This is a genomic window from Rhodococcus sp. YH3-3 (assembly GCF_001653035.1).
In the GTDB taxonomy this organism is placed as follows: domain Bacteria; phylum Actinomycetota; class Actinomycetes; order Mycobacteriales; family Mycobacteriaceae; genus Rhodococcus_F; species Rhodococcus_F qingshengii.
Genome location: NZ_BCWH01000001.1, coordinates 401650 through 423846, shown reverse-complemented (window position 1 = coordinate 423846; position 22197 = coordinate 401650). Strand labels below are relative to the sequence as shown.

Here is a 22197-nt window from a genome sequence, read left to right as displayed (position 1 = left end):
CCCGTCCTAGCTCTGCCACCACACGCCGACCCGTCCACAGAATGAAGCGATCGCAATGAAAATGAAAAAGGCCTGGCTAGCAGCGCCGATCCTCCTTCTCGCGCTCAGTGCGTGCAGCGACCAGGGCTCGTCTACCGAACCTGCCTCGTCTGAGAGAGCAACTGCGACCGCCACGGCGCCGAGCTCGTCAGGGACGCTCACACCGGTTTCCAGTGCCACGATTGTGGAACCCACGACGGAAACCATCGTCGAACCGCCCACCGCTGAGGCAACATTCATCGACACGCCAACGCCGGTGGTGACCAAGCACATCGACTACTGCACGTCGCCCGGTCCGAACACCGCGTTCACGGACGGAACATACGGTTGGACGGACGAATGCGCCGGCCCCGCAGCCATGAACCGGGTCAGCGAAATCACCGCCAACTGAGGATCCTGCGACGGAACTACGTGCACCAACTCACTCGGAATGCCCTTCCCCGACCCTCGGGCCGAAGCCGGAATGACCGATGCACCGCCAACAGCTGGCGCTCCTCGGACCACGACAAGCACGCCGACAGTAACGAATCCGCCGAACCATCCCCAGGTCCTGTGGTCGAATTGCCTACAGCAAGGCAACACCCCGGAACAATGCCGCGAAATACTCGACAACTGATGTCACGCCCAGCGAAAGCCCGACCAGTCCTGAGCACTTTGGAGCTGCAATTCCGGGGCGGTCTCGACACTCTCGCCCAACTTTGATCCACTCATTCACTGAGTAGGTCCTGTGGTTTGACTGTACGTTTTTCCGCATCAGCACTCGAGTACCGTCCGACACTGATGGACACGATATTCGACTACGTTCTGCACACGGGTTCTCGACGGCACGAAGAGAAACCCGCTGCGGAGACCAGAACTCGGATCTCACTGCATCCTCGGCCACCCCCATGATTTCACTCCTGCGCACCACCTTGCTCGGTCACGCCCAGCACGGCAGCGACATCACCGAACCCACCCTGCTCGGACTGCTCGCCATCGCCGGCGTCCTCGAAGAACGCCTCACCAGACTCGAAGCAACACTCCAGCCCGCAACCCCCGCAACCACCCCATGCCGCATCCGCCATCGTCGCCATCCTCTGGTGGGCATCCAGATATATTCCAAGCCTGTCGAAAAGCTGAATAAGATAGGTTATTCGACATAGATTGTCGACACGAGTTCTCGGCACCTCGACTTGGGAACGAGCTGGCGATACGTAATCTTCGGGAAAGTGTCGAATTCCGATCGATTTTCAACGCAGCGAGGGCACCCGTCGTGATCATCGTTAGCCGCGGAGACCTTCGACTCCGTCATCCGATGACGATGCGCCTCTCGACCATTCAGTCACGGGCGACGTCGGCGGGTTCACGTCCGTCGACGTCCCCCGTCAATTCGCTTCCCGGATATACGTCACGCCGAATGCCCGAGCCTGGCGAAACTCCTGTCGCGTACTGCCGAAGTCGAACCAGCCGCCTTCTTGCTTCTGAAAGATGTCGAGGCCCCGGCCGAGGTTGATTCGCCATCCGTTGTCCGTGCGGATCCAGCGATCATGACCGCCAGGGTCCTTAGCCACGTCAAGCTTGATGCCCTGTTGGGCAGCCCCCTGAATGATCTGGCCGATCATCTGCAACTGTCTCTTCTGATACTCAGGGTCGGTCTCGAGCAGGGTGTAGAGCTTGAATGTCACCTCGTCGGCGGGGTCTTTGGCCGAGGCGATCAAGGCCAGTAACTCGACGAGATTCCGACCCTGGTGGTTCATCCGGATGTACGGGTCGTGCAACTCGATCTCGGACGCGCCGCGCAAGTACGGCATAAGGAGTGTTTCGTAGGAGACGCCGCGTTGATTTTCGATGAAATCTCGGTGTCCTTGATACAACTCCTCCTTTATCGGGACGGAGACGACCGCATTCTCCGAGCCGGCCGCACCCACCACAGGTTGGGCCGGACCGACAAGGTCCTCGATCTCCTCGACAGCGTCTGGTCGATCGCGGTAGTAATGCCGGGGGTACTCGTCTTCCTCCAGTGCCGTGACAGCGGTCCACTCACCCGCGAGCGATTGGTACCCGAACTTCACCGTTGCCATAGTGGCGTCCATGCGCAGGATCTGGTCCTTGACGCGCTTGCGGCCCTCGATCGCGAAGCGCAAGATCTCTTCGATCTCCTGGGCGGTGGCCTGCTCGTGCGGGTAGAGCAGCTTCATCAGACCGGAGAAGGTCTTGTGGATGCCGTCTCGGTCGCGAGTGGAGATGTCGGAGCCGAGTGTGTAGTACTGCTGGTAACGATCGGAGTAGTCGAGATTTCGCATCGACTTGAGGACTTCGGCGATGTAGTCGACTACGAAACCGTAACCGCTGGAGAACATCTCGCCGCGGATCGTGTCAATTTCCCAACCAGGGATGTAGAAATGCAGGCGGTCGAGGTAGGCCGAGTCGTGGTAGCTCTCGGGGAGCTCGTCGAAGAGGTCGGAGTGTTTGAGCATGTACGGAACGGTGTGCGAGGTGTTGCCGACGAACACCATGGAGGCCTCCGCGCCGAGCGTCTCGACACCGCGGGAGAAGGACTTGTTCGCCATGTAGTTCTTCATGATGTCGACCAGCGCCTTGTCGGTGCGTTTCTTCTTGCCTGCGAACTCGTCGAACGCGACGACGTCCCAGTAGCCGACGAGGCCGATCTTCCCGTTGGCGTTGTTCACGAACAGTTTCGGCACGGTGATCTCACCGCCGGAAATCAACATGCCGTGGGGCGAGAACTCAGAGTAGATGTGCGATTTGCCGGTGCCCTTCGGGCCCAATTCGACGAGATTGTAGTTACGTTCCACAAACGGGATCAGCCGGATCAACTGAAGTAGTTTCGCGCGACGTCCGAACATCTCGGGGTTGAAGCCGATTGACTGGATCAGGAGGTCTACCCATTCATCGGTAGTGAACTCGGCCCGGGCCTTGAGATACCCGGCGTAGTCGAAACTCGACATCTGGATCGGCTGCAATCGACCCAGAATCCAGGGCACCGCACGGGTGTCGTCACTGTGCAAGTACTCGATGTCGCACAGGCACCACACGCCGCCCACCAGTAGTTTCTGGTTCGCGGTCACCGTGCTCGAATCCACGAGCACCCCGCTGATGCCGACGTTCGCGAACGACGCCTGATAGACGTCGGCCTTCTCATTCAACGTCACGCTGACCCGGTCAATGATCCGGAAGCGACCCTTCTCACGAATCTTCGACTTCACCAGCTCCGACTCGTTGCGGTGGACATAGTGCTCGGCAAGAATCCGGCGCACCTTCTCGATGCCCTCCTGGATCGTCGCCTCGTCGTCGGACGCAGCGAACTGCCCGAGCAAGTACTCCAGCACGTACGACGGCACGATCGCGTTGCCTTTGACCGCCTTGACGAGGTCCTTGCGCACGACAGCACCCGGGAACTGCGCGTTGATCTTGCGGTCCAACGCCGTCAGCTCGGCCACGGCACCGGCAGGCCCCTCCTCAGGAGCCTGCGCGAGGAGGGCCGCTTCGGTGAGGCCGATGTGATCGCTCATCAGAAATCCCATCCATCGTCACTGGCGAAGGCACGTCTGACCGTGTACGGGGCGCTCTTGTACTTCTTCCACTGATCGGTACCCTCGATCGGCTCCGAGAGGCGGAACTCGACGCTATGGTTGTTGGCCTCGTCCGCGTCCTTACCGAGAAGCAGTGTCACACTCTGGAATCGATCGCGTCCAGCATCACTGCTCGAGTCGAAGGTCATCTCCTGCTCGTTTGAGATCAGCGTGTCTCCGAAGTAGAGACCGGCACGCAGCCGCCGCGCGGGTTTGTGCGGCTCCACCTTGGCCGATTGGTACAGCTTGACGACGATCTGCCCGGTGGTGATCCGATCCGACTCGGGGTGGATGTCGACGTTCACCGGCTCGACTGTGTCGCTGCGCCTCTTGTTGATCTGGATCACCGGCACCACAATCTCCTGCAGGGAGGCGCCTCCGTGCACGAACTGGTATCCGGCTCCGGGCTGCACGATCCGCTGGATCGAATTCGGGATCTGTACTTCCAGGTCGCTAGACAGTCCCACTTGGTCGGGCGTGAACGTCGTGAACGCCGTGTCCTTCTTCAAACCTCGCCCCAGCACGTAGCGACGTGTTGATTTCACGATCTGCTCACCCTGCGGTTTCACCGTCAGGTTGAACTGCTCAGCCAGCTTGGAACGCTGATAGAGGAACCCGTGATCGGCGGTGACGATGATGTTCGTCGCGTTCGCGCTCGCGAGCTTCTTGACGATGTCGATCAGCTCACGGACCGCGTCCTCTGCCGCCGTGAACGTTCGGTGCTCGGAGACGGCTTTGTCCCCGGTCGCATCGATCGTGTCGTGGTAGACGTACAGCACCTGATTCGACGAGTACAGCTCACGACGATCGGCTGGCTTCATCTCGATGAAGTCCTTCGCCTGAATCGCCGCCCCTCCAACTGCGCTGAGGATCTTGCTGCGGTTCGCGGTACCGTCGGACCTCTGCCCATCGACCAACACCGGATCACCGTCTGAGGAATGCGCCAGCGTGGTGTGCGGGAGCAGTGCCGCCATCCCGAGTTGTGTGTACGACGGCAGGACGCCGAGCATGGCGTCGATGGAAGCGGAGAACTTGTTCTCTCCTCGGATTTTCGCACTCAACTCATCGGCAACCTCGTAGCGGAGTGCATCGGAGACGATCACGACGGCCTTCTTGCGACCCTTAAGGCTCGGGGCAACGTAGTGGTCGTAGAACGACGATTGCGAGGTCATGTTGATGGTGCGCCACTGCGCGACCGCATCGACTTGCTGCTGCCAAGCCACCCCGATCGGGGCGAGAAAATCGGTAACGTAAGCCTTCTCGACCAGATCGGCAAGAATCTCGATCGGCTGCTTGAACTCAGCAGTGAGATATGCATGGGTGAACTGGCGATAGCGCTGATCGATGCGGAACCACTCGTCGCGATACCGTGTCAGCCCCTCATCAAAGCCACTGATGGTGAACGCTGCGTTCCGGATCGTCGGAATCAGTTCGGCCGCGGCACTCAGCGCCGCGTACACGGTCGCGTAGTCGTCGAACCAGAAGCTATCGCGACGTCTGGCGTTGATCGCATCGGCGATGTCACGATACGACATCGTCTGCGCACTGATCCCCTCCACCAGGCGACGGATCACCTCACGCTCACTGGCGGCAAATATGTCCGCGTCCTTCATTGTCTCCCAACCGATCTCACCGATGTGATCGGTATAGTCGAGGTTCTCCTGGGCAGCCTGGGCCAGCGACTTCATCGCTGCACTGCTGCGCTTGGAGTCACGGAAACCGCGGAAGTCGAGCGCCAGGTTCCGTGTCTTGTTCGACTCGGCGACTGCGAACCCGTCGGTTGCGCGCTGGAACATCCACAACACGAACCCCGCCACCGTCGGCGCCTGTGAGGTGAACCCGTAAATGCCGGAGGCTCCGGCCCAGTAGAAGTCCGCGAGGCCGTGGGAGGCAAGCGCGTCAAATCCGGTGGTATCACCGTCGGCGTGCTGCATCAGCAGCGTGCGGGTGAGTTCTGAGAAGCTGTGCTCCTTCTGGTTCAGAAGCACGGCGCACATCTGCGCCCGCACTACCGTCAGATCGCCGCCGTTCAACGGCAACGATTTGAGCCTCGCCACCAGCGTCGCTTCGTTAAAGAACGACTGATACCTGGCAATCAACTCCTCAGAACCCGGCGCTGTGAGCCCGAGGTCGACCCTCATCAACGCGTCACGGTCTGCAGTGAACACCGGGCCGTAGGCCAGTTCGATGTCGAGTAACCAGTTCCCGACCCCTTCGGGCACGCCGCCGGATCGGTACAGCAAGAACTTTGTCGCCGGCTCTTTACGCAATACCCGATGCTTGACTGCGAATTCGTCACCCGAGATGCGCAGCACCGTCACGTCGCTCGGTGCGAACGCGTCGAGTCCGGCGGCGTAGCCGCCGTCGGGATCATGCCATACGACGATGCGCTTGGAGTCGAAGCGAATCGTGAGGTGGTCCGCGATCGTTGGGTTCTTACTCATTCACAGTCCTCGCCATCACGAGCCGGCCAGTGTTCGCGGAGCGCGACTCGTCACCCATCGCTGGATTCCAAGCCAACGATCTTCTTCACCGCTGGGTAGAACTTCGGGTAGTTCACCTTGACGCCGTCGTCGAGATCAATCTCGAGCTGCTGGGTGGCAAGCGGATAAAGAACATCGTGTTCATAGTCGCGCAGTTCAGCGAGCACCTTGCGTAGCCGGTCAGCTTCCTTCTGGTCCTTCGTCGATGCGCCGACGGCGGCCGCCGTCTCTGCACGTTCGAATGCCTTCTGCAGCTTGTTCTCGTACTCTCGCAGGTACTCGTTGAGCACAGTCGAGACTGTCGACGGCGTGTAGCGATGCAAGTAGATTAGTGCGTTGAACGAACCCTTAGGGCTGGAGAACATCCAGTAGATCGGGCGCTTCTTGTAGCGCTTCACGTGATCGTCGTAGAATTTCGACCTCCCAGACTTCGTAATGAAGTAGTCGCGCAGCGTCTTGACACCCAGCGACTCCTCCACGAATCGCAGATTCTCCTCGAAGTGTTCCGTACCGAACGCGGCCTTGAGGAACTCCCGGAACCTCTCGACGACATCATCTTCGAACCAACCGTCGTCGACGAGCGGGATCACGTTATCGGAGTCGGGCATGAACGTGATGTCGTCGGTTGAGAGCGCTTCTTGGCTGGGTGAGCTCGTTGAAACCACTTTCATTAGGTAGTCCTGGAGGGTCGCGCCTTGATCCGCAAGGACAAGTCCAGGTGCGTCAAGGCTGTAGCGGCCGAAAATGCAGCCGACAGCATAAGAGATGAGTTCTTCTCCTATGGAGGACAGCATCTCGGCTTCTCGGGCAGTCTCAGCACGAACCGATGAGAAACGAAAGTCGCGATTACCGGTAAGCGTTACTTCTTCAGGCGCGACACTGGTCTTCAGAGTCTGACCAAGTCCGTACACGTCCGCGAAGTAAACGTTGTTTTCTTCCTCCAACGATCGGAGCTCTTCGACCATTGCACGTTGGCGGGAGCGCAAATGGCCAATTGAATCGCGTAGCTTGTTTGTGTCCCGCCCCTGCTCCCCGATAACCGGTGAAACCTCAAATTCCCATGATTCCTCCTGAGAATTCCAGTCCTCTCGCGCAATCTCGATGCACCGGCTACTTCGCTGTAGCGCAGCAGTGTCAGGAGTCGGGTCAAAAGGTAAGCGACCTACAGGCCCTTCATGAAAGTCCAATGTCGGTGAACTTATACCGAGGAAGTAGTCAGCAACGGTGCTGTTTGCGTAGGCGATTACAGTTTGCAGGGTCGCTGGATCTTCTGTGAAGCAGATCGCACCCTTTGTCTCAGAAATAAACCCAGGAGGGCTGTAACGCATCGCAAACGAATTTGCTGAGATCGTCGACCAAGTCCCACCCTCACGGAAATAGAATTGCATATTTTTGATGGTCCGCGTTGGCGATCGATAGAGTGTCGTGGCCAGTTCCAGCATTGCCGCGCCATCATGTTGCCAGTCAATGACGATTGTGTGATTTCCGTACCACTTCCGATATGGCCCGCCCTTCTGGCAGGGAAACCAACGCTTACGGGACTCCTTCGCAGCATCTCGACTTTCCAAATCAAGACCCAAGGAGGCGAATCCTGGCTCCCACCAGTATCGCAAAAATCGATTGTTATCAGAAGTTGCAAGTCCCTGTCTCGGTTTTGCAGCCTCAGATAACTGAGGGAAATTGCGAATCGCATTCAATGCAGCATCGGCTACCCAGTAAGCAAGTGGTCGGCCAGGAATTGCGCTAAGGTCGGCGAGAGATATTGTGAAAGTACATTCCTGCGAGGTTCTGTCGATGCATGCGCGCAGTGCACGATCTTTTTCTGCTTCACTTCTTCCCTCCGTCAATCTAAGGAAGATTGATTCCTGCGACTGGATGCCGCCAGCTTTTAAGACAAATGCAGCAGTAGAGACTACTGCGCCGCCGATACTATCGAAAGCATTAGTACCTAAATGGGCAAAAATTTCGAGCGATGCCGTCGATAGAACTGCGCACCGCAGCTTTTCGTATGATGATAGGAAGGCCCAACCTTGCATCGTAATCATCGCTAGCATTCCGCCTGGGCGAATAATTCGGAGTGACCGGTCAAGAAAGATCGCATACAAATCGGATTTACTATTCGGATACCAATCCTTGACGAACTCGGCGAGATTAGCATCCATGTTCTTAGTGCCCATGTATGGCGGGTTGGCAGTGGCGATTGAATAATTGCTGCTAAGTACCCCTGCCTGCGCGACAGCCTTGCGCGCTCGGATCAGGGTATCGTAGTAGAGCGTCTCCTCTTGGTCCTTCAGCCTGTCCAAAACCGCTGCGGCCTGCTTGGTCTCATCTGCGTCCGGCTGGATCAGCGAACCTAAGGTATCTGCATTGCGGAATTGACTCCAGAATGTCATTTCTGCATCACGGTTCCCACTCTTTGTAATCAGTAGATCCAACTCATCCGGCGTGAATGAAATCGACTCGATTACACAGATCTTCGGCTGAGCCCTTACGCGGGTGAAGAAGCGACGGTCCTTTGCTCGCGCCTTCATGGTGAGCGCGAACGCCGCGAGCACCCCGGCGCGGGGGTCGATCTCGGTGCCGTAGAGATTGTGGGTGAGGATGAGACTTGGAATCTCCGATGGGGCGTAGCCCGCTTCCTCGTAGATCGCATACAGCAAATCGAAGGCGTAGGTGAGCATGTGGCCCGAGCCGCAGGCCGGGTCGATCACCGTCAACTCTTCCGGCCCCGCAACCTTAAGGAAGTCGCTCTCTTCCTCGACCGGCGCGATGTAGTAGTCCATCTGGTCGACCAATCGCGAGGACGGCCGGTTGAGCATCCAGAGCCGGCCGAGCGAGTTCTCCAGGAGGTAGCGGACGATCCAGTGCGGAGTGAAAAGCTGAGTGGCGGCAGGGATCTCGTCGGCTCCGGCCTTCTTGTTCTTCTTGAACCCGGCGAAGACCTCGGCTTTCCGCTCGGAGATGTAGAACTGGTAGAGCCAGCCGATCACCTCGACGTCGTCACAGACATCCTCGGTAAGCACTTCGCGGACCCGGGACAGTAACGCTCCATCGGCGAGCAGACCAGCGGGCACAAGCAACTCGGTGTAAGCACCCTCGGCCTCGAACATGAACGGCATCGTCTTGTGCCAATGCCGGCAATACTCGGTGAGCAACAGTGCATAGGCCTCGCTCTCAGCGTCGGTGCTGCGGCGGGTACCGTCCAGCAGACCGATGATCGCCTCGTGAGCGCTGGCATTTGTGACGACCTCGGTGTCGACGTCGCCGCGTTTCGCGTCGGCCAGGATCTCCGGCTGGCCGTGGGCCTGGCCTGGTGCTGGCGAGACGACCCCGGCATCGGTGTAGCCGCGGGCGTCCATGAAGCGCAACGCGATGAGACGGTTGAACCAGGTGTAGGCAACCTTGTCGATCACGTGCTCACGACCGTGGTCGGCGATCTCCGATTCAAGGAGGCGCACCGTCTCGGCGCGCTCGCTACGCGCGACGGATCCGGCGGCGAGCACCGTCGATACCCGTGCCTCGACGGCGACGATCAGTTCGCGCCTGGCGGTCTTCGCGAAGCTCTCCAGTGGTTTGGTGTCCATGCTGCGTCCTTAAACCGGCGTCTTTGAAGAGGCTGGGGCTAGAGAGTGATGCGCTTGTTGTCGTTGATCGTCTCGAGCAAAGTCGCGCGAAGTTGATCCAGATAGGCGTCAACCTGCGCCTCCGTTTCGAGCACCTCACCGGCTCCCGGCAGCGAGAGTTTCTTGATCGAGATGCTCTGCTTCACCAGGGACGTCGGCTTGACCGGAACCCGCGTTTCATCGTCGGAGTCCTCCCAGCCGGGGGCCGGCGCAGCTTTCGCGGCTTCGAGCGTGTCGAGGATCGCGGGATAGATCGTGTCGTCGAACTGCGCAGCAAGGTGACGGATCGTAGGGATCTGCCTCTCCTGTTGGACGCGCGCCAGCATCTGCTCAGTCTGGCGGGTCACCGACTGACGAGCCGCCTCCGTCGCGGCCGCATACGCTGCGCTGACCGGAACCTGCTTCCAGTAGTCGTCGATCTTGGCCGCCGCTGCGTCCCGCTCAGCAGCAACCACGCCATCGAGTTGCGTCCTCACAGCCGTGACCGCGCTGCCGAGCTGTGCGGTCTTATTGCCGCGGAAGATCTGGGCGTCTTCGAGCGCGGTCTCGATCCCGTCGGCGACTCCGGCGGGTAGGTAGGCGATGTTGGTGCTGTTCGCTTGGTTGAATGAGCGGGCGTCGTCGTAGACGCTGCGCTGATTGCCGTTGAGGAACGCCTTGATCGGATCAATCACGTTGTCCTTGGCATCGAGCAGATCATCGGCACCGGCGAAATGCTCAACGAACCAGGCCGCGGGATTGCTGCTCAGCTCCGCGAGTAACCCGATCGGTTCGTCGAGCTGGTCGATAAACGGGTAGGCGGCGGCGCCTGAGCGCAGTGCCTTGAGCTCGGCGAGTTTGGCTTCGAGATGTTCTTTGCCGACGCGGCCGAGTTCGGCGGCATCCTTTGTGATGGCGCCGTCGTCGGTGAAGTCGATGACGAACTTGCGGAACAGGTTCACGATCTTCTGGTCGTAGACGCGCTGCGGAGCAACGATCAGATTTGGGTAGCGCTGGGTGTTGCGCAGACTTCCGACGATCTCCGTCCGGGCGAGAGTCTTGCCGTCTACCTGGATCTCGATCTTTGTCTGCGCTGCGAGATGGGCCACCACGGCGGCGATGGACCACTGGTCCCAGCCGTACGGCTTGGTGGTGTAACGCTCGATAAGCTGTTTCATCGTGACCATCTCGTGCCGCTTTCCGCGCATCTCCAGATGTCCGAGCAGGTCGCCTGCGGGGACATCGAGGATGCTGTCGGCCTCCTCGAAGATGCCATCGGCTGGGTTCACCAGTCCGGTCAGGCTCTGCTCGCTGAATGTTTTGCCGCCGAGCATGCTGAGGTTGGTGTAGGTGGCGGCGATGACCTTGCCGAAGCCGTCGTTGATACGAGTTTGCGCATCCGTAGCGGTCATATCGAGGACCCCGGCGTTGTGGATCAGGGTCGACGCCCCGATGGCTGTCCGGAGACGTTCGACGATTTCCTTCTCCCGCTCGGCGTTCTGGGAGCCTTTCTCGCTGAGGATCCTGGTCTCGATCGCGGTGCGGCTGGACCCCTGAGCGCGCTTAACGTACTTCTCCGTCTTCAAGAGCAGGCGCAGGTCGGCGAGGATTCGGTTCGCTTCAGCCGGGAGCGCGACGCGAAGCTCGTCGAACCCGGCGCTCTGCATCTTGATCTGATCCAGACTGAAATCTGTCTCGGGGCTGATGAAGTGCAGCGACAGCTCGTACTGCTTGCCGTAGGGCACGCCGTCGAGTTTGTAGCCGAACGAGAAGTTCTGACCGTTCTTGCCGACAGCCTTCGTGGTCTTGATCACCGACTCGGCGAGCAGCTTGTTGAGTTTCGCGGAGGCCTCGGAGCTGTCGATGTCGACGTCCTTGATCTCCTGCTCGATCTTCTGCTCTTCATTGGTCAGGTAGTCGTACAGGTCGCCATTGCGCTGAATGTAGGTCTGCGCCTGCAATGTGTTCAGCGCCTCGATGACATCTTTACCGAGCTGGATCAGATCGGTGCCGAAGCGGTCGTAGACCAGCACAGTGAGGTTGCGGGGCGTGGCTTTGAAGCTGTCGACGTACTTCACCAGGAACAGCGCTTTGAGCAGCCGCACCGCGAGTGTGCTGAGTTTGCCGCTGTCGCGGGCGTTCTCGGCGCCCAAGATCGCACGCTGATTCGCGGACTTCAGCGAGGCCCGGATACCCTCAAACATCTGGTCGAAGGTTGCGAGGGCGCCGAGCGGCTGGTCGGCGAGGCCGGTGGCGACTTCCTGGACGACGCCGAGCATGGAGCGTTCACCGACCGAGCTGTTTCGGCCCTCGAAGATGTTGTGGTCGCTGATCGACTCGATCGCGGCCTGGAAAAGCGGGAACTGGTAGCCCACGAACGGGTACGTGCCGACGAAGTGCCGCTCGTCGCGGTAGTTCCGATAGTGGCGGCCCTCGACGAAGTCGAACAGGGTCTTGAAGTTCGCATGCTCCGCGTCGTAGATCGCCTCGATCTCGGTGCTCGCACCATCGACCTTGGCCAGGAGACGCTTACGGATGACCTCTTCGACGTCCTGGCTGGTGAGTTTGAGCCGGTTCTTGAAGCGCGCCTGGATCTTGGAGAAGTCGTTGGCCTGCTGTTTGGTGCGGTCGCCGCCTACCTTCTCCATATCCTCCTGGGAGGTCACGAAGATCCACGCCCGCCCCTGGCACTTGGTGGCAAGCGATTCGGCGATGGTCTGGAGGTTGAGCATGAGTTGGGTGTGGGTGCCGATGAACTGGCCGACCTCGTCGACGAAGAAGTTCAACCGGTAGCCGTCAGGCTGTTGGTCAAGCCAGGCGGCGACCTCGTCGGCGAAATCTTCGATCGAGACCGAGTAGTTCGCGCTGTACTGGCGGATGATGCCGAGGCTCTCGGAGCCGTTGACCTTGGCAAAGGCCTTGTCAATGTTGCCTGCTTCAAGGGCCGTTTGCTCGCGTCCCTGTGACCAAGGGATTCCCGCAATCTGTTCGAAGGATTCCTGGAAGGCCACGTACTGGTCACGGAAGTCGAGGTCGCGCTCAAAGCGAGCGATGTGTCCCTGGTTGCCGTAGTAGCCGCGGGACTCGTCGAAGATCTTCACGAACACCTTCAGCAGGGCGTCGTTCTGGTCCTTCGAGATCAGGGTGGCCTTCTGGTCGATGTTGAATAGCAGGCTCTTCGCTTCGATTCGTTCGGCCTTGTCGATCAACGCCGGCAGGAACGCGTCGTCAGCCTTTGTCCGAAACTGGGTGCAGGCCTCGGCGCGCGGGTAGTCGTGGCCGTCGATGTCGCCGAGCAGGTGGGCCAGCATCTTCAACAGGTGCGACTTACCGGAACCGAAGAAACCGGAAATCCACACGCCGTTGGCGTTCGTGTAGTTCGTGTACGCCTCCAGCACCTGCTCGACACCCTTGGCTGCCTCGTTGGTGAGGACATACTCCTCCACCTCAGTGGCGAGTTGGGAGGTGTCGTCGGCCTTGATGACGCCTTCGATCGAGCGGTCGATCGGCTTGGCGAAGATCTCATTGATCACGGTCATACTCATGTCTCCTGCTCGAGGATATCCTTGGCCCGGTAATAGCTGTCGCTCGCGCCAAGGTTCAATGCGCGGAGCTGGTGCCCGGTCGACCGGGTGAACTCGTACGTGCCCGGGAACCACGCCAACATCGGGCGACCCACGACCACGCTCTGCAAGTTCTCCAGCACCGTGTGTGTACGGATAAACGGAAACACCTCACCGATGCCTGTGAGGAAGACCACGGGTGTGTTCGGTTCAGCTCCTGGCTCAGCGTCGAGCCGAGCTCGGATCGCCGGGGCGAGGTGATCGTGCGGGTCCAGCATGCCCTGAAGCATGTCGCGGAAGTCAGCCTTGTCCATCGTCGGCTCCGCTTGGATAACGCGATCCCAGACGCCCCGTTCGATGAGGAGTTCGACGGCAAGGTCGTACAGATTGATCTCGATCACGCTGATGCCGTCGTCGGTCTGGAGCTTCGTGGTGACTCGGTCGCGCATACTGTCGACGTCGAGGGTCCAGGCAGGCGGAAAATGGTAGATGAAGAAAGGAACTTCCTTGGAGAGTCCCTCCATCCTCAAGAACCGATCGCTACGCAACACGTCATATACGTGTTTCTCTTCGTGAGTGAGGTTTCGCTGGGTTGTTTTCATCGCTCCACCTGGTCGCCTGAGGATGTGAATGGTGTGACCATCGGAAAGAATCGGAGGTCGCTGGGCGTGCGGCGGTCCAGGACCTCAGTGACGCGCCCAGAGATTACGGCGGGGATGATGTGGCCGGCGTCGGTGTACAGACCTGCCTCGCGGAGCATCCGAAACAACGTCTGCCGAAGCTTCTGTCGCGTCGACGACTTCAGGCATTCGAGCTCGGGGTGCCACAGGCTCTTACCGGTGATGAACCGGTCGAAGTCCTCGACGTCGAGCGTCGGCCGCATCAGGAGGAATCGCTCGCGCAGCACCTCTTCGGCAAAGTCGCCGATCAGCACGTAGCGGCGGCAAGCCGCGGCCCACATCAGGTGATGCTGCTCCGAGGGACTGCCCTCGACAAGCAGTTCGATCTCATCATCGCCGAGCGCAGCGAGCCGCTGAACGGTCTCGCGGGAGACCCTGCCGAGCGATGAGGTAGTGCGAGCCTGCAACAGGTTGCCGTCGACAACTCGGACCCGGGTCGCCTGCCAGTCGCGAGACTCAAGGTATATCGCTGCGACGGACACACCCTCGCGGGCGAGGAGGCCACCACTGGTGAACGACAATGCATAGCGTGATTGCGCTTCGTCAGTCACGTGGTGCAAGGCCTCTCTTCCTGTCTTCAGAACAGCACCAAGACTATCGGGAGCCTGCGACAATCTTGGGCAGGCTGAGATCTCCCTCTGCGTGTCCAGCCGTGGACTTCGCTGGCGCGATGCTCCCCTGGGCCTGCCTCGGACGAGGCCACGTCACGTGCAATCGGCGACCTGCGGTAGGCCCCCGTAGATCACAGCCGCGATGAAGCCGTTATGGACTTTCGCATGCTAGCCGATGGTGGTGCGGTCGGCGGCGTTCTTGCTGCTCTCGGGGTCTTTCTTCAGACCCCACTCCATCTTCGACGCCCAGACGTCTCACGGTCTTCTGCCGAGGAACCCGACTTAGTTGTACGCCAAGGGGATATCAAAGCGGTGACTACAAAACGCATCATTGTGAAGTCCTGCAACGGTGATCAGGCTGCACCCCCATCCCGATAGCTCCAGAACGACGAAGGGCTTCGTGCCGAACCACCCCGCCATGGCGGGAATGTCCGTTATCTTCCTCGGTAGTGGTTGCAATCTCCTGGCTGCTTCGCATCCCGCGCACGGATGCTGTCACCACGAAAGGGAGCACATCTGTGAATGGACTCGAAACGCCTAATCGTTTGTCCCGGACCACCGCGGCCCTCGGCGTCGGCGCGCTCGCTGCCGCGATCACCTTCGGCAGCGCAGTTGGTACTGCATCAGCCGACACCCCGATCGTCGACCTCGGCAGTATCTCGTTCTCGGTGACCAACGGTCCCGACAACACCATCTACGACATCAACGCCATCATCAATCTCCCACCCGGCACCCTGCCGCCAGGGATGATGACCCCTCAGATCACGGCGCCCGCCGCGCCCCCTCAACCAGTCGGCGACCCGTTTGCGGGCACCGCATTGGACTTCGTCCTGAGCTTCATCCAGGCTGCGGCCAGATAGCCGACAACAAAAACGAGGCTACAAACTCGCTAGAGTTTGTAGCCTCGTCTTGTGGTGGGCGAAGGGGGACTTGAACCCCCACGTCCCGAAGGACACTGGCACCTGAAGCCAGCGCGTCTGCCATTCCGCCACTCGCCCGAGCAACGCCGAAACATTATCACGACAAACTTTGAAAGTTCTATTCGTGCAGCTCAGGGCACGAATCGGTGAACACCGAGCACCCAAAAGCCCAGAACCGATACCATGCTGAAACAGCGGCCAGGTACTGCCGAAGCGACATTTGACAGTACCGTGGAACCTGTACAGCAGTTTGGACGACACGCGACAAGGCGGTGCCGGCGCTACTTGCCGAGCATTTTGCCGTCGTAGATGCGAGGCGAGAGGAGGGCCCGATGGGCATCGTGCAGCGATTCGAACGAAAGCTCCAAGGAGCTGTCGGTGACGCATTCGCGCGGGTCTTCGGTGGTGGTGTTGTGCCGCAGGAAGTAGAGGCGGCGCTCCAGCAGGAGGCACGTGACCGCGTCGAGCACCTCGGCGGCGGAATCCTTCTCGCCCCCAACAACTACGTGATCACCATCAACAACTCCGACCACGAAGAGTTGGCAGCAGATCGCGAACTGACGACCAAAGCTTTCAGCCGACACCTGCAGGATTTCATCCGCGATCAGGGTTGGCAGACGTACGGCGACATCTCGGTCACCTTCGAGCCTTCGCCTACGCTCCACACCGGTCAGTTCCGCACCCGCGGAACCGTCGACCCGGATGGTGACGCCGAGCAGGCATCCCCGCCGTCGCATGTTCCGCAGGTTTCGTCGCGGCCTCCACAACGGCCGCCTCAGCGACCCGCACCGATTGTTCCCCCTGTTTCCAATCCAGTCCCGTCACAACCAGGAGCCGGCCCCATGACGCAGAACTCAGGCTACGAACCAAGCCGCGAACCGGCGGGTCGCCAGCCCGAACCGCAGCAGCCGGCACGGAACGGGTACTCCCACGACGACGGCGGTTACGCCGCTCCGCAGGGCCAGGAAGCGCCGTACCAGAACGGTTACGACCGCGGCGACGGTTACCGCACGGGCGACGACCAGCAGGGCTACAACCAGCAGCAGGGTGGCTACGACCAGCAGGCGTACCCGAACCAGCAGCAGCCGTACGAGCAGGCCGGTTACGACCAGCAGGGCTATGACCAGCAGGGCGGCGGCTACGACCAGCAGGGTTACCAGCAGCAGCCGTACGACCAGCAGGGCTACGGCCAGCAGGCGTACCAGGGTGGGTACGACCAGCAGGGCTACCAGCAAGGCGGCTACGACCAGCAGGGTTACCAGCAGCCGTACAACGGCCAGTCCTACGATCAGCCGGGTTACGACCAGCAGAGCTACCAGCAGGGCGGTTACGACCAGCAGGCGTACACACAGCAGCCGTACGAGCAGGGTGGCTACGAGCAGGGCGGCAACTTCGAGCAGACGCAGGCCTACCCGCAGCAGGGCTACGCCCAGCCGCAGGGCGGTTACGCACCGACGGCCCAGAGCCTGACGGCAACCCTGCAGCTCGAGGACGGCAGCGGACGCCACTTCCAGCTTCGCGACGGCAGTAATGTCATCGGCCGCGGCCAGGAAGCTCAGTTCCGCCTCCCGGACACGGGCGTCTCACGTCGCCACATCGACATCCGTTGGGACGGCCGCACTGCGATGCTGTCCGATTTGGGATCCACGAACGGCACCACCGTCAACGGAGCGCCGGTCCAGGACTGGCAGCTGGCAGACGGCGACATCATTCGTGCAGGTCACTCGGAGATTCTGGTTCGCATTCTCTGAGCTGAGAAACGGACGCCAGGATTTTTCCGATAACAATCGAACATTCGGCGGTCCGTCGGCGCGCCGCCGTCACGCGGCTGTCAGTATCGTGATCTTCGGGGCCCAGAGCCCCCTATGATGCTGCCAGTCGACGCCCCCCGGGGGGGGGGGGCGGGAGCCATAGAAGGAGGTGGACAGCCGTGCAGGGCCTGATTCTGCAACTCACACGGGCGGGCTTCCTGCTCCTACTGTGGCTGTTCGTCTGGGCAGTCCTCCGCACTCTCCGCTCCGACATCTATGCCGGCTCCGGGGTCAGGGTTCCGCCGCGGTACACCCGCGCCGGAAAGGTCCTGCCCTCGCTGGGCAAGGCGAAGGTGCCTCGGTACCTGGTGGTCACGCAGGGCGCCCTCGCCGGCACCCGCATCACCCTGGGTTCTCAGCCCGTCATGATCGGCCGCGCCGACGATTCGACGCTCGTTCTCACCGACGATTACGCGTCGACGCGCCATGCGCGGCTCTCGCAGCGTGGCGCCGACTGGTACGTCGAGGATCTCGGTTCGACCAATGGCACTTATCTGGACCGCGCCAAGGTCACCACTGCGGTGCGCGTCCCGCTGGGCACCCCGGTTCGCGTCGGCAAGACGGTAATCGAGCTACGCCCGTGACCCTTGTTCTCCGCTACGCGGCGCGCAGCGACCGCGGTCTCGTGCGCTCCAACAACGAAGATTCCGTGTACGCCGGTGCCCGTCTGCTGGCCTTGGCCGACGGTATGGGCGGCCACGCGGCCGGTGAGGTCGCGTCGCAGTTGATGATTGCCGCCCTGGCGCATCTCGACGACGACGAGCCCGGCGAGGATCTGCTCGGCAAGCTCGAGGCAGCCACCCGCGAGGGCAACGATTCCATCGCCGATCACGTCGAGGAAGAACCCGAACTCGACGGCATGGGCACCACGCTCACCGCGATCCTCTTCTCCGGCAGCAAGCTCGGCCTCGTGCACATCGGCGACTCGCGCGCCTACCTTCTGCGCGACGACCACCTGACGCAGATCACCCGCGACGACACTTTCGTGCAGTCGTTGGTCGACGAGGGCAGGATCACCGCCGAACAGGCACACACGCACCCGCAGCGATCCCTGATCATGCGTGCGTTGACCGGCAACGAGATCGAGCCGACGCTCACCGTGCGCGAAGCCCGCGCCGGCGATCGCTACCTGCTCTGCTCCGACGGCCTCTCCGACGTGGTCAGCGACGAGACCATCGAGAACACGATGCGCGAGGGCTCGCAGGAGCAGTGCGCCGACCGTCTCATCGAATTGGCGCTGCGCAGCGGCGGTCCCGACAACGTCACCGTCGTCGTCGCCGATGTCATCGACCTCGACTACGGCCAGTCGCATCCCATCGTTGCGGGCGCCGCGTCGACGGAAGAGGAAGAGGACTCCCCTCCCCCCAACACCGCTGCCGGCCGCGCCGCTGCCATGCGGCCGCCGCGCGCGACGCCCAAGCGAGTTGTCTCCCAACCCGAACCGGAACCGAAGAAGAAGCGGAACCGGTTGTGGTGGGTGGTCCTCGCCGTGGTGCTTATCGCACTGGTCGGCGTCGGCGCCGTGATCGGCCGCGCCGTCATCCGCAACAACTACTACGTCGGCGAAGACAACGGCCGCGTGACTGTGCTGCGCGGAATCCCCGGTTCGGTGCTCGGCTACTCGCTGCAAGACGCGGATCTGGTGGGTTGCGTCGGCGACGACGACGTCCTCACTCTCGTTTCCCCCGACGCGATTCCCAGCAACTGCAACATCCTCGAAGTGACGGATCTGCAGCCGTCGGCGCAGGAGCAGGTGCGCGCCGGGCTGCCGTCCGGCAAGCGTGAAGATGCGCAGAGCCAGATGATCCGTCTCATCGGCGGCGATCTGCTTCCTCGTTGTGAGCCGGTTCCGACGACGACGGCCACGCCCACTCCCCCGCCGGCACCGGAGACCACGCCGCCCCCCGCACCGGAGCCTGCTGCGCCGACGACGGCAGCACCCACGACTACGCCGACGCCGACCGAAGTTCCCGGTCAGACTTGCAGGACGGTCAACTGATGTCGTCCAACGCAGCTGCGGGGACGGCTTTTCCGAGTCCGCCCGGAGGTTTTGCCCCGGCGCCGGTCCAGTCGACCCGTCGAAACATGGAGCTGCTGCTCCTGGGCTTCGCCGTCATCATCACGACGGTCTCGCTTCTGCTCGTCGAGGCGAGCCAGGAACAGAAGATCACTCTCGATCTGGCCAAGTACGCGCTCGCGTACACGGGCTTGTTCCTGATCGCGCACTTGGCAATTCGACGGTATGCGCCGTACGCCGATCCGCTGCTACTGCCGATCGTCGCCCTGCTCAACGGCCTGGGGTTGGTGCTCATCCACCGACTCGACCTCGCCGACGAACAGACTGCGCTCTACAACGGCGTCGAGGCACCGTCACCGGATGCGAACCAGCAGGTCATGTGGACTGCACTGGCGATCACCGGTTTCGTGCTGCTGCTCGTGTTCTTGAAGGACTACCGCCTGATGGCGCGGTTCAGCTACACCCTCGGCCTGGCGGGCCTGGTGTTCCTGGCGATTCCCGCGATCCTGCCGGCGAAGTTCTCGAGCGTGAACGGCGCGAAGATCTGGATTCGCCTGCCCGGATTCAGCATTCAGCCAGGTGAGTTCGCGAAGATCCTGCTCATCATCTTCTTCGCGTCGGTGCTCGTCGCCAAGCGCGACCTGTTCACCTCGGCCGGTAAACACTTCCTGGGCATGGATTTTCCGCGTGCCCGCGACCTCGGCCCGATCCTGCTCGCCTGGATCGTCTCGGTGGGCGTGCTCGTCTTCGAAACCGACCTCGGTACGTCGTTGCTGCTCTTCAGCACCGTGCTGGTGATGCTCTACATCGCGACCGAACGTGTGGGCTGGCTGGTGATCGGCGGCGGACTGCTCGCCATCGGATTCTTCTTCGCCTACAAGATGTTCGGACACGTGCGCGTGCGCGTCGACACCTGGCTGGACCCGCTCGGCGACTACGCCAATACCGGATATCAGATCTCGCAATCGCTGTTCGGCCTGGCCACCGGTGGTATCGCCGGAACAGGTCTGGGCAGCGGCCGCCCCAACCAGGTGCCGTTCGCGAAGACGGACTTCATCATCGCGACCATCGGCGAAGAGCTCGGCCTGATCGGCCTGGCCGCTGTGCTGATGCTGTTCCTGCTCCTCATCGTGCGCGGCCTGCGTACGGCACTGGCAGTGCGCGACAGCTTCGGCAAACTGCTCGCCGCCGGTCTGTCGTTCACCATCGCGATCCAGATCTTCGTTGTCGTCGGCGGTGTCACCAAGCTGATCCCGCTGACGGGTCTGACAACACCGTTCATGTCGTACGGCGGCTCGTCGCTGCTCGCGAATTACCTACTGCTGGCCATCCTCGTCCGGATCTCGGACGCGGCTCGTGCGCCGGTAGTGACGAAGAAGAAAGGTCCGCCCCCAATCGCTGACGCCAATACCGAGATGATGCCGCGCGTATGAACACTCCACTGCGCCGCGTCGCGATGGCCGTCATGGTGATGGTCGTCGCGCTCCTCGCCAACGCCACGTACGTACAGGTCATCAAGGCTGACGACCTGCGAGCCGACCCGCGCAACTCGCGGGTGCTGCTCGACGAGTACTCACGCCAGCGAGGTCAGATCTCGGCTTCCGGTCAGGTGCTTGCCGCCTCCCGCGCCACCGACGACCGGTACAAGTACCTGCGCGAGTATCCGAATCCGTACCCGTACGCACCGGTCACGGGCTTCTACTCGATGCAGTACGGCAGCGCCGGCCTCGAGCGCACCGAGGATCCGATTCTGAACGGCTCGGACAACCGGTTGTTCAGTCAGCGCTTCTTCGACCTGGTGTCCGGACGCGATCCGCGCGGCGGCAACGTCGTCACGACGCTCAATCCGGCCATGCAGCAGGTGGCGTACGACCAGCTGACCAGCAAGGGTTACACCGGTTCCGTCGTCGCGATCGAGCCGAGCACCGGACGCATCCTGACGATGGTCAGCACTCCGAGCTACGACCCGAACCTGCTTGCCAGCCACGACGGCGCCGAAACCACCAAGGCGTGGGACGAGCTCAATGCCGATCCCAACGATCCGTTGGTCAACCGCGCGATCTCGCAGACCTACCCGCCCGGCTCGACGTTCAAGGTGCTCACCACGGCTGCAGCTCTTGGCAACGGTGCGACGCCGGACGACCAGCTGACCGCGGCTCCGCAGATCACGCTGCCCGGCACCAGCACGACCCTCGAGAACTACAACGGCAGCACCTGCGGCCCCAACCCGACGGCGTCGTTGCGTGACGCGTTTGCGCGCTCGTGCAACACGGCTTTCGTCGAACTGGGCATCAAGGACGGCGCCGACGCCATCAAGGACGAGGCCAGCGCCTTCGGTATCGGACCCAACACTCCCGCGATCCCGCTGCCGGTTGCAGACAGCACGGTCGGCGACATCTCCGACGACGCGGCTCTCGGCCAGACCAGCATCGGCCAGCGCGACGTCGCGGTGACCCCGCTCGAGAATGCAGTGATCGCCGCGACCGTCGCCAACGGTGGTGTGCGGATGCAGCCCAACCTGATCTCCCAGTTGCAGGCACCGGATCTGACCGATCTCAGTACGCCGTCACCGGTGTCGATGGGTCAGGCGATCTCGCCGGCAGTGGCCGCAACGCTGACTGATCTGATGATCGGCTCGGAGAACTTCACCGGCGGCGACGGCAAGATCCCCGGAGTTCAGATCGCGTCCAAGACCGGTACCGCCGAGCACGGCGTGAACCCGCGGGAAACTCCGCCGCACGCCTGGTACATCGCTTTTGCACCGGCGCAGAATCCGACGGTCGCCGTGGCCGTCATCGTCGAGAACGGTGGTGACCGCGGACTCGCCGCTACCGGTGGCTCGGTTGCTGCGCCGATCGGTCGTGCAGTCATCGCAGCCGGAATCCAAGGGGGCTGAACC

Annotated in this window: 14 protein-coding genes and 1 tRNA gene; 7 read left to right on the top strand and 8 right to left on the bottom strand. The window is 61.4% G+C overall.

Features of this window, described 5'->3' with window-relative positions; all coding sequences use genetic code 11:
* Positions 1-55: 55 nt before the first annotated feature.
* On the top strand, positions 56-430 hold the full coding sequence (locus YH3_RS35475) for a hypothetical protein (protein ID WP_154100275.1): 375 nt from the start codon (positions 56-58) through the stop codon (positions 428-430).
* A 502-nt stretch (positions 431-932) separates the two neighbouring features.
* On the opposite strand, the gene YH3_RS35920 is transcribed toward YH3_RS35475, so the two are convergent.
* The 7 genes from YH3_RS35920 to YH3_RS02020 form a co-directional block, all read right to left on the bottom strand.
* Complete coding sequence (locus YH3_RS35920; RefSeq protein WP_193777143.1) at positions 933-1103, bottom strand: hypothetical protein; 171 nt, start codon at positions 1101-1103, stop codon at positions 933-935.
* A 300-nt stretch (positions 1104-1403) separates the two neighbouring features.
* Positions 1404-3551 carry a BREX system Lon protease-like protein BrxL gene (brxL, locus tag YH3_RS02045; protein ID WP_064443454.1) on the bottom strand — a complete coding sequence of 716 codons (2148 nt, stop codon included), beginning with the start codon at positions 3549-3551 and terminating at the stop codon, positions 1404-1406.
* Positions 3551-6055 carry a BREX-1 system phosphatase PglZ type A gene (pglZ, locus tag YH3_RS02040; RefSeq protein ID WP_064442900.1) on the bottom strand — a complete coding sequence of 835 codons (2505 nt, stop codon included), beginning with the start codon at positions 6053-6055 and terminating at the stop codon, positions 3551-3553. The genes brxL and pglZ overlap by 1 nt, the downstream gene beginning before the upstream one ends.
* Positions 6056-6105: 50 nt before the next feature.
* Positions 6106-9678, bottom strand: coding sequence for a BREX-1 system adenine-specific DNA-methyltransferase PglX (pglX, locus tag YH3_RS02035; protein WP_064442899.1), 3573 nt, complete (start codon positions 9676-9678; stop codon positions 6106-6108).
* Positions 9679-9716: 38 nt separating this feature from the next.
* The gene (gene brxC / locus YH3_RS02030) at positions 9717-13235 is read right to left on the bottom strand and encodes a BREX system P-loop protein BrxC (protein ID WP_154100274.1); all 3519 of its coding nucleotides are present in this window, start codon (positions 13233-13235) and stop codon (positions 9717-9719) included.
* A gap of 2 nt (positions 13236-13237) precedes the next feature.
* Positions 13238-13861, bottom strand: coding sequence for a DUF1788 domain-containing protein (locus YH3_RS02025; RefSeq protein WP_064442897.1), 624 nt, complete (start codon positions 13859-13861; stop codon positions 13238-13240).
* Complete coding sequence (locus tag YH3_RS02020) at positions 13858-14490, bottom strand: DUF1819 family protein (protein WP_064442896.1); 633 nt, start codon at positions 14488-14490, stop codon at positions 13858-13860. Before YH3_RS02020 ends, YH3_RS02025 begins: the two co-directional genes overlap by 4 nt.
* Positions 14491-15068: 578 nt before the next feature.
* Here YH3_RS02020 and YH3_RS02015 point away from each other — a divergent pair.
* Positions 15069-15410 carry a hypothetical protein gene (locus YH3_RS02015; RefSeq protein ID WP_064443453.1) on the top strand — a complete coding sequence of 114 codons (342 nt, stop codon included), beginning with the start codon at positions 15069-15071 and terminating at the stop codon, positions 15408-15410.
* Positions 15411-15462: 52 nt separating this feature from the next.
* Here the strand turns inward: YH3_RS02015 and YH3_RS02010 are convergent.
* Positions 15463-15548: transfer RNA gene (locus YH3_RS02010), tRNA-Leu, on the bottom strand.
* A 254-nt stretch (positions 15549-15802) separates the two neighbouring features.
* Here YH3_RS02010 and YH3_RS02005 point away from each other — a divergent pair.
* The 5 genes from YH3_RS02005 to YH3_RS01985 all read left to right on the top strand — a co-directional run bounded on the left by YH3_RS02005 (position 15803) and on the right by YH3_RS01985 (position 22194).
* Positions 15803-17221, top strand: coding sequence for a DUF3662 and FHA domain-containing protein (locus YH3_RS02005; RefSeq protein ID WP_050656362.1), 1419 nt, complete (start codon positions 15803-15805; stop codon positions 17219-17221).
* A 179-nt stretch (positions 17222-17400) separates the two neighbouring features.
* Positions 17401-17865, top strand: a complete 465-nt coding sequence (locus YH3_RS02000) for an FHA domain-containing protein (RefSeq protein ID WP_003943418.1) — start codon at positions 17401-17403, stop codon at positions 17863-17865.
* On the top strand, positions 17862-19280 hold the full coding sequence (locus YH3_RS01995) for a PP2C family serine/threonine-protein phosphatase (RefSeq protein ID WP_042453352.1): 1419 nt from the start codon (positions 17862-17864) through the stop codon (positions 19278-19280). The genes YH3_RS02000 and YH3_RS01995 overlap by 4 nt, the downstream gene beginning before the upstream one ends.
* Positions 19280-20731, top strand: coding sequence for an FtsW/RodA/SpoVE family cell cycle protein (locus YH3_RS01990; protein WP_007735775.1), 1452 nt, complete (start codon positions 19280-19282; stop codon positions 20729-20731). The genes YH3_RS01995 and YH3_RS01990 overlap by 1 nt, the downstream gene beginning before the upstream one ends.
* A complete protein-coding gene (locus tag YH3_RS01985) occupies positions 20728-22194 on the top strand; it encodes a penicillin-binding protein 2 (RefSeq protein ID WP_007735774.1) in 1467 nt (488 codons plus the stop codon). The genes YH3_RS01990 and YH3_RS01985 overlap by 4 nt, the downstream gene beginning before the upstream one ends.
* Positions 22195-22197: the final 3 nt, after the last annotated feature.

What these genes read in the sequence shown, in the direction of transcription:
- YH3_RS35475 (WP_154100275.1), top strand. Translation starts at nt 56, where the DNA reads ATGAAAATGAAAAAGGCCTGGCTAGCAGCGCCGATCCTCCTTCTCGCG.
- YH3_RS35920 (WP_193777143.1), bottom strand. Translation starts at nt 1,103, where the DNA reads ATGGCGGATGCGGCATGGGGTGGTTGCGGGGGTTGCGGGCTGGAGTGT.
- brxL (WP_064443454.1), bottom strand. Translation starts at nt 3,551, where the DNA reads ATGAGCGATCACATCGGCCTCACCGAAGCGGCCCTCCTCGCGCAGGCT.
- pglZ (WP_064442900.1), bottom strand. Translation starts at nt 6,055, where the DNA reads ATGAGTAAGAACCCAACGATCGCGGACCACCTCACGATTCGCTTCGAC.
- pglX (WP_064442899.1), bottom strand. Translation starts at nt 9,678, where the DNA reads ATGGACACCAAACCACTGGAGAGCTTCGCGAAGACCGCCAGGCGCGAA.
- brxC (WP_154100274.1), bottom strand. Translation starts at nt 13,235, where the DNA reads ATGACCGTGATCAATGAGATCTTCGCCAAGCCGATCGACCGCTCGATC.
- YH3_RS02025 (WP_064442897.1), bottom strand. Translation starts at nt 13,861, where the DNA reads ATGAAAACAACCCAGCGAAACCTCACTCACGAAGAGAAACACGTATAT.
- YH3_RS02005 (WP_050656362.1), top strand. Translation starts at nt 15,803, where the DNA reads ATGGGCATCGTGCAGCGATTCGAACGAAAGCTCCAAGGAGCTGTCGGT.
- YH3_RS01990 (WP_007735775.1), top strand. Translation starts at nt 19,280, where the DNA reads ATGTCGTCCAACGCAGCTGCGGGGACGGCTTTTCCGAGTCCGCCCGGA.
- YH3_RS01985 (WP_007735774.1), top strand. Translation starts at nt 20,728, where the DNA reads ATGAACACTCCACTGCGCCGCGTCGCGATGGCCGTCATGGTGATGGTC.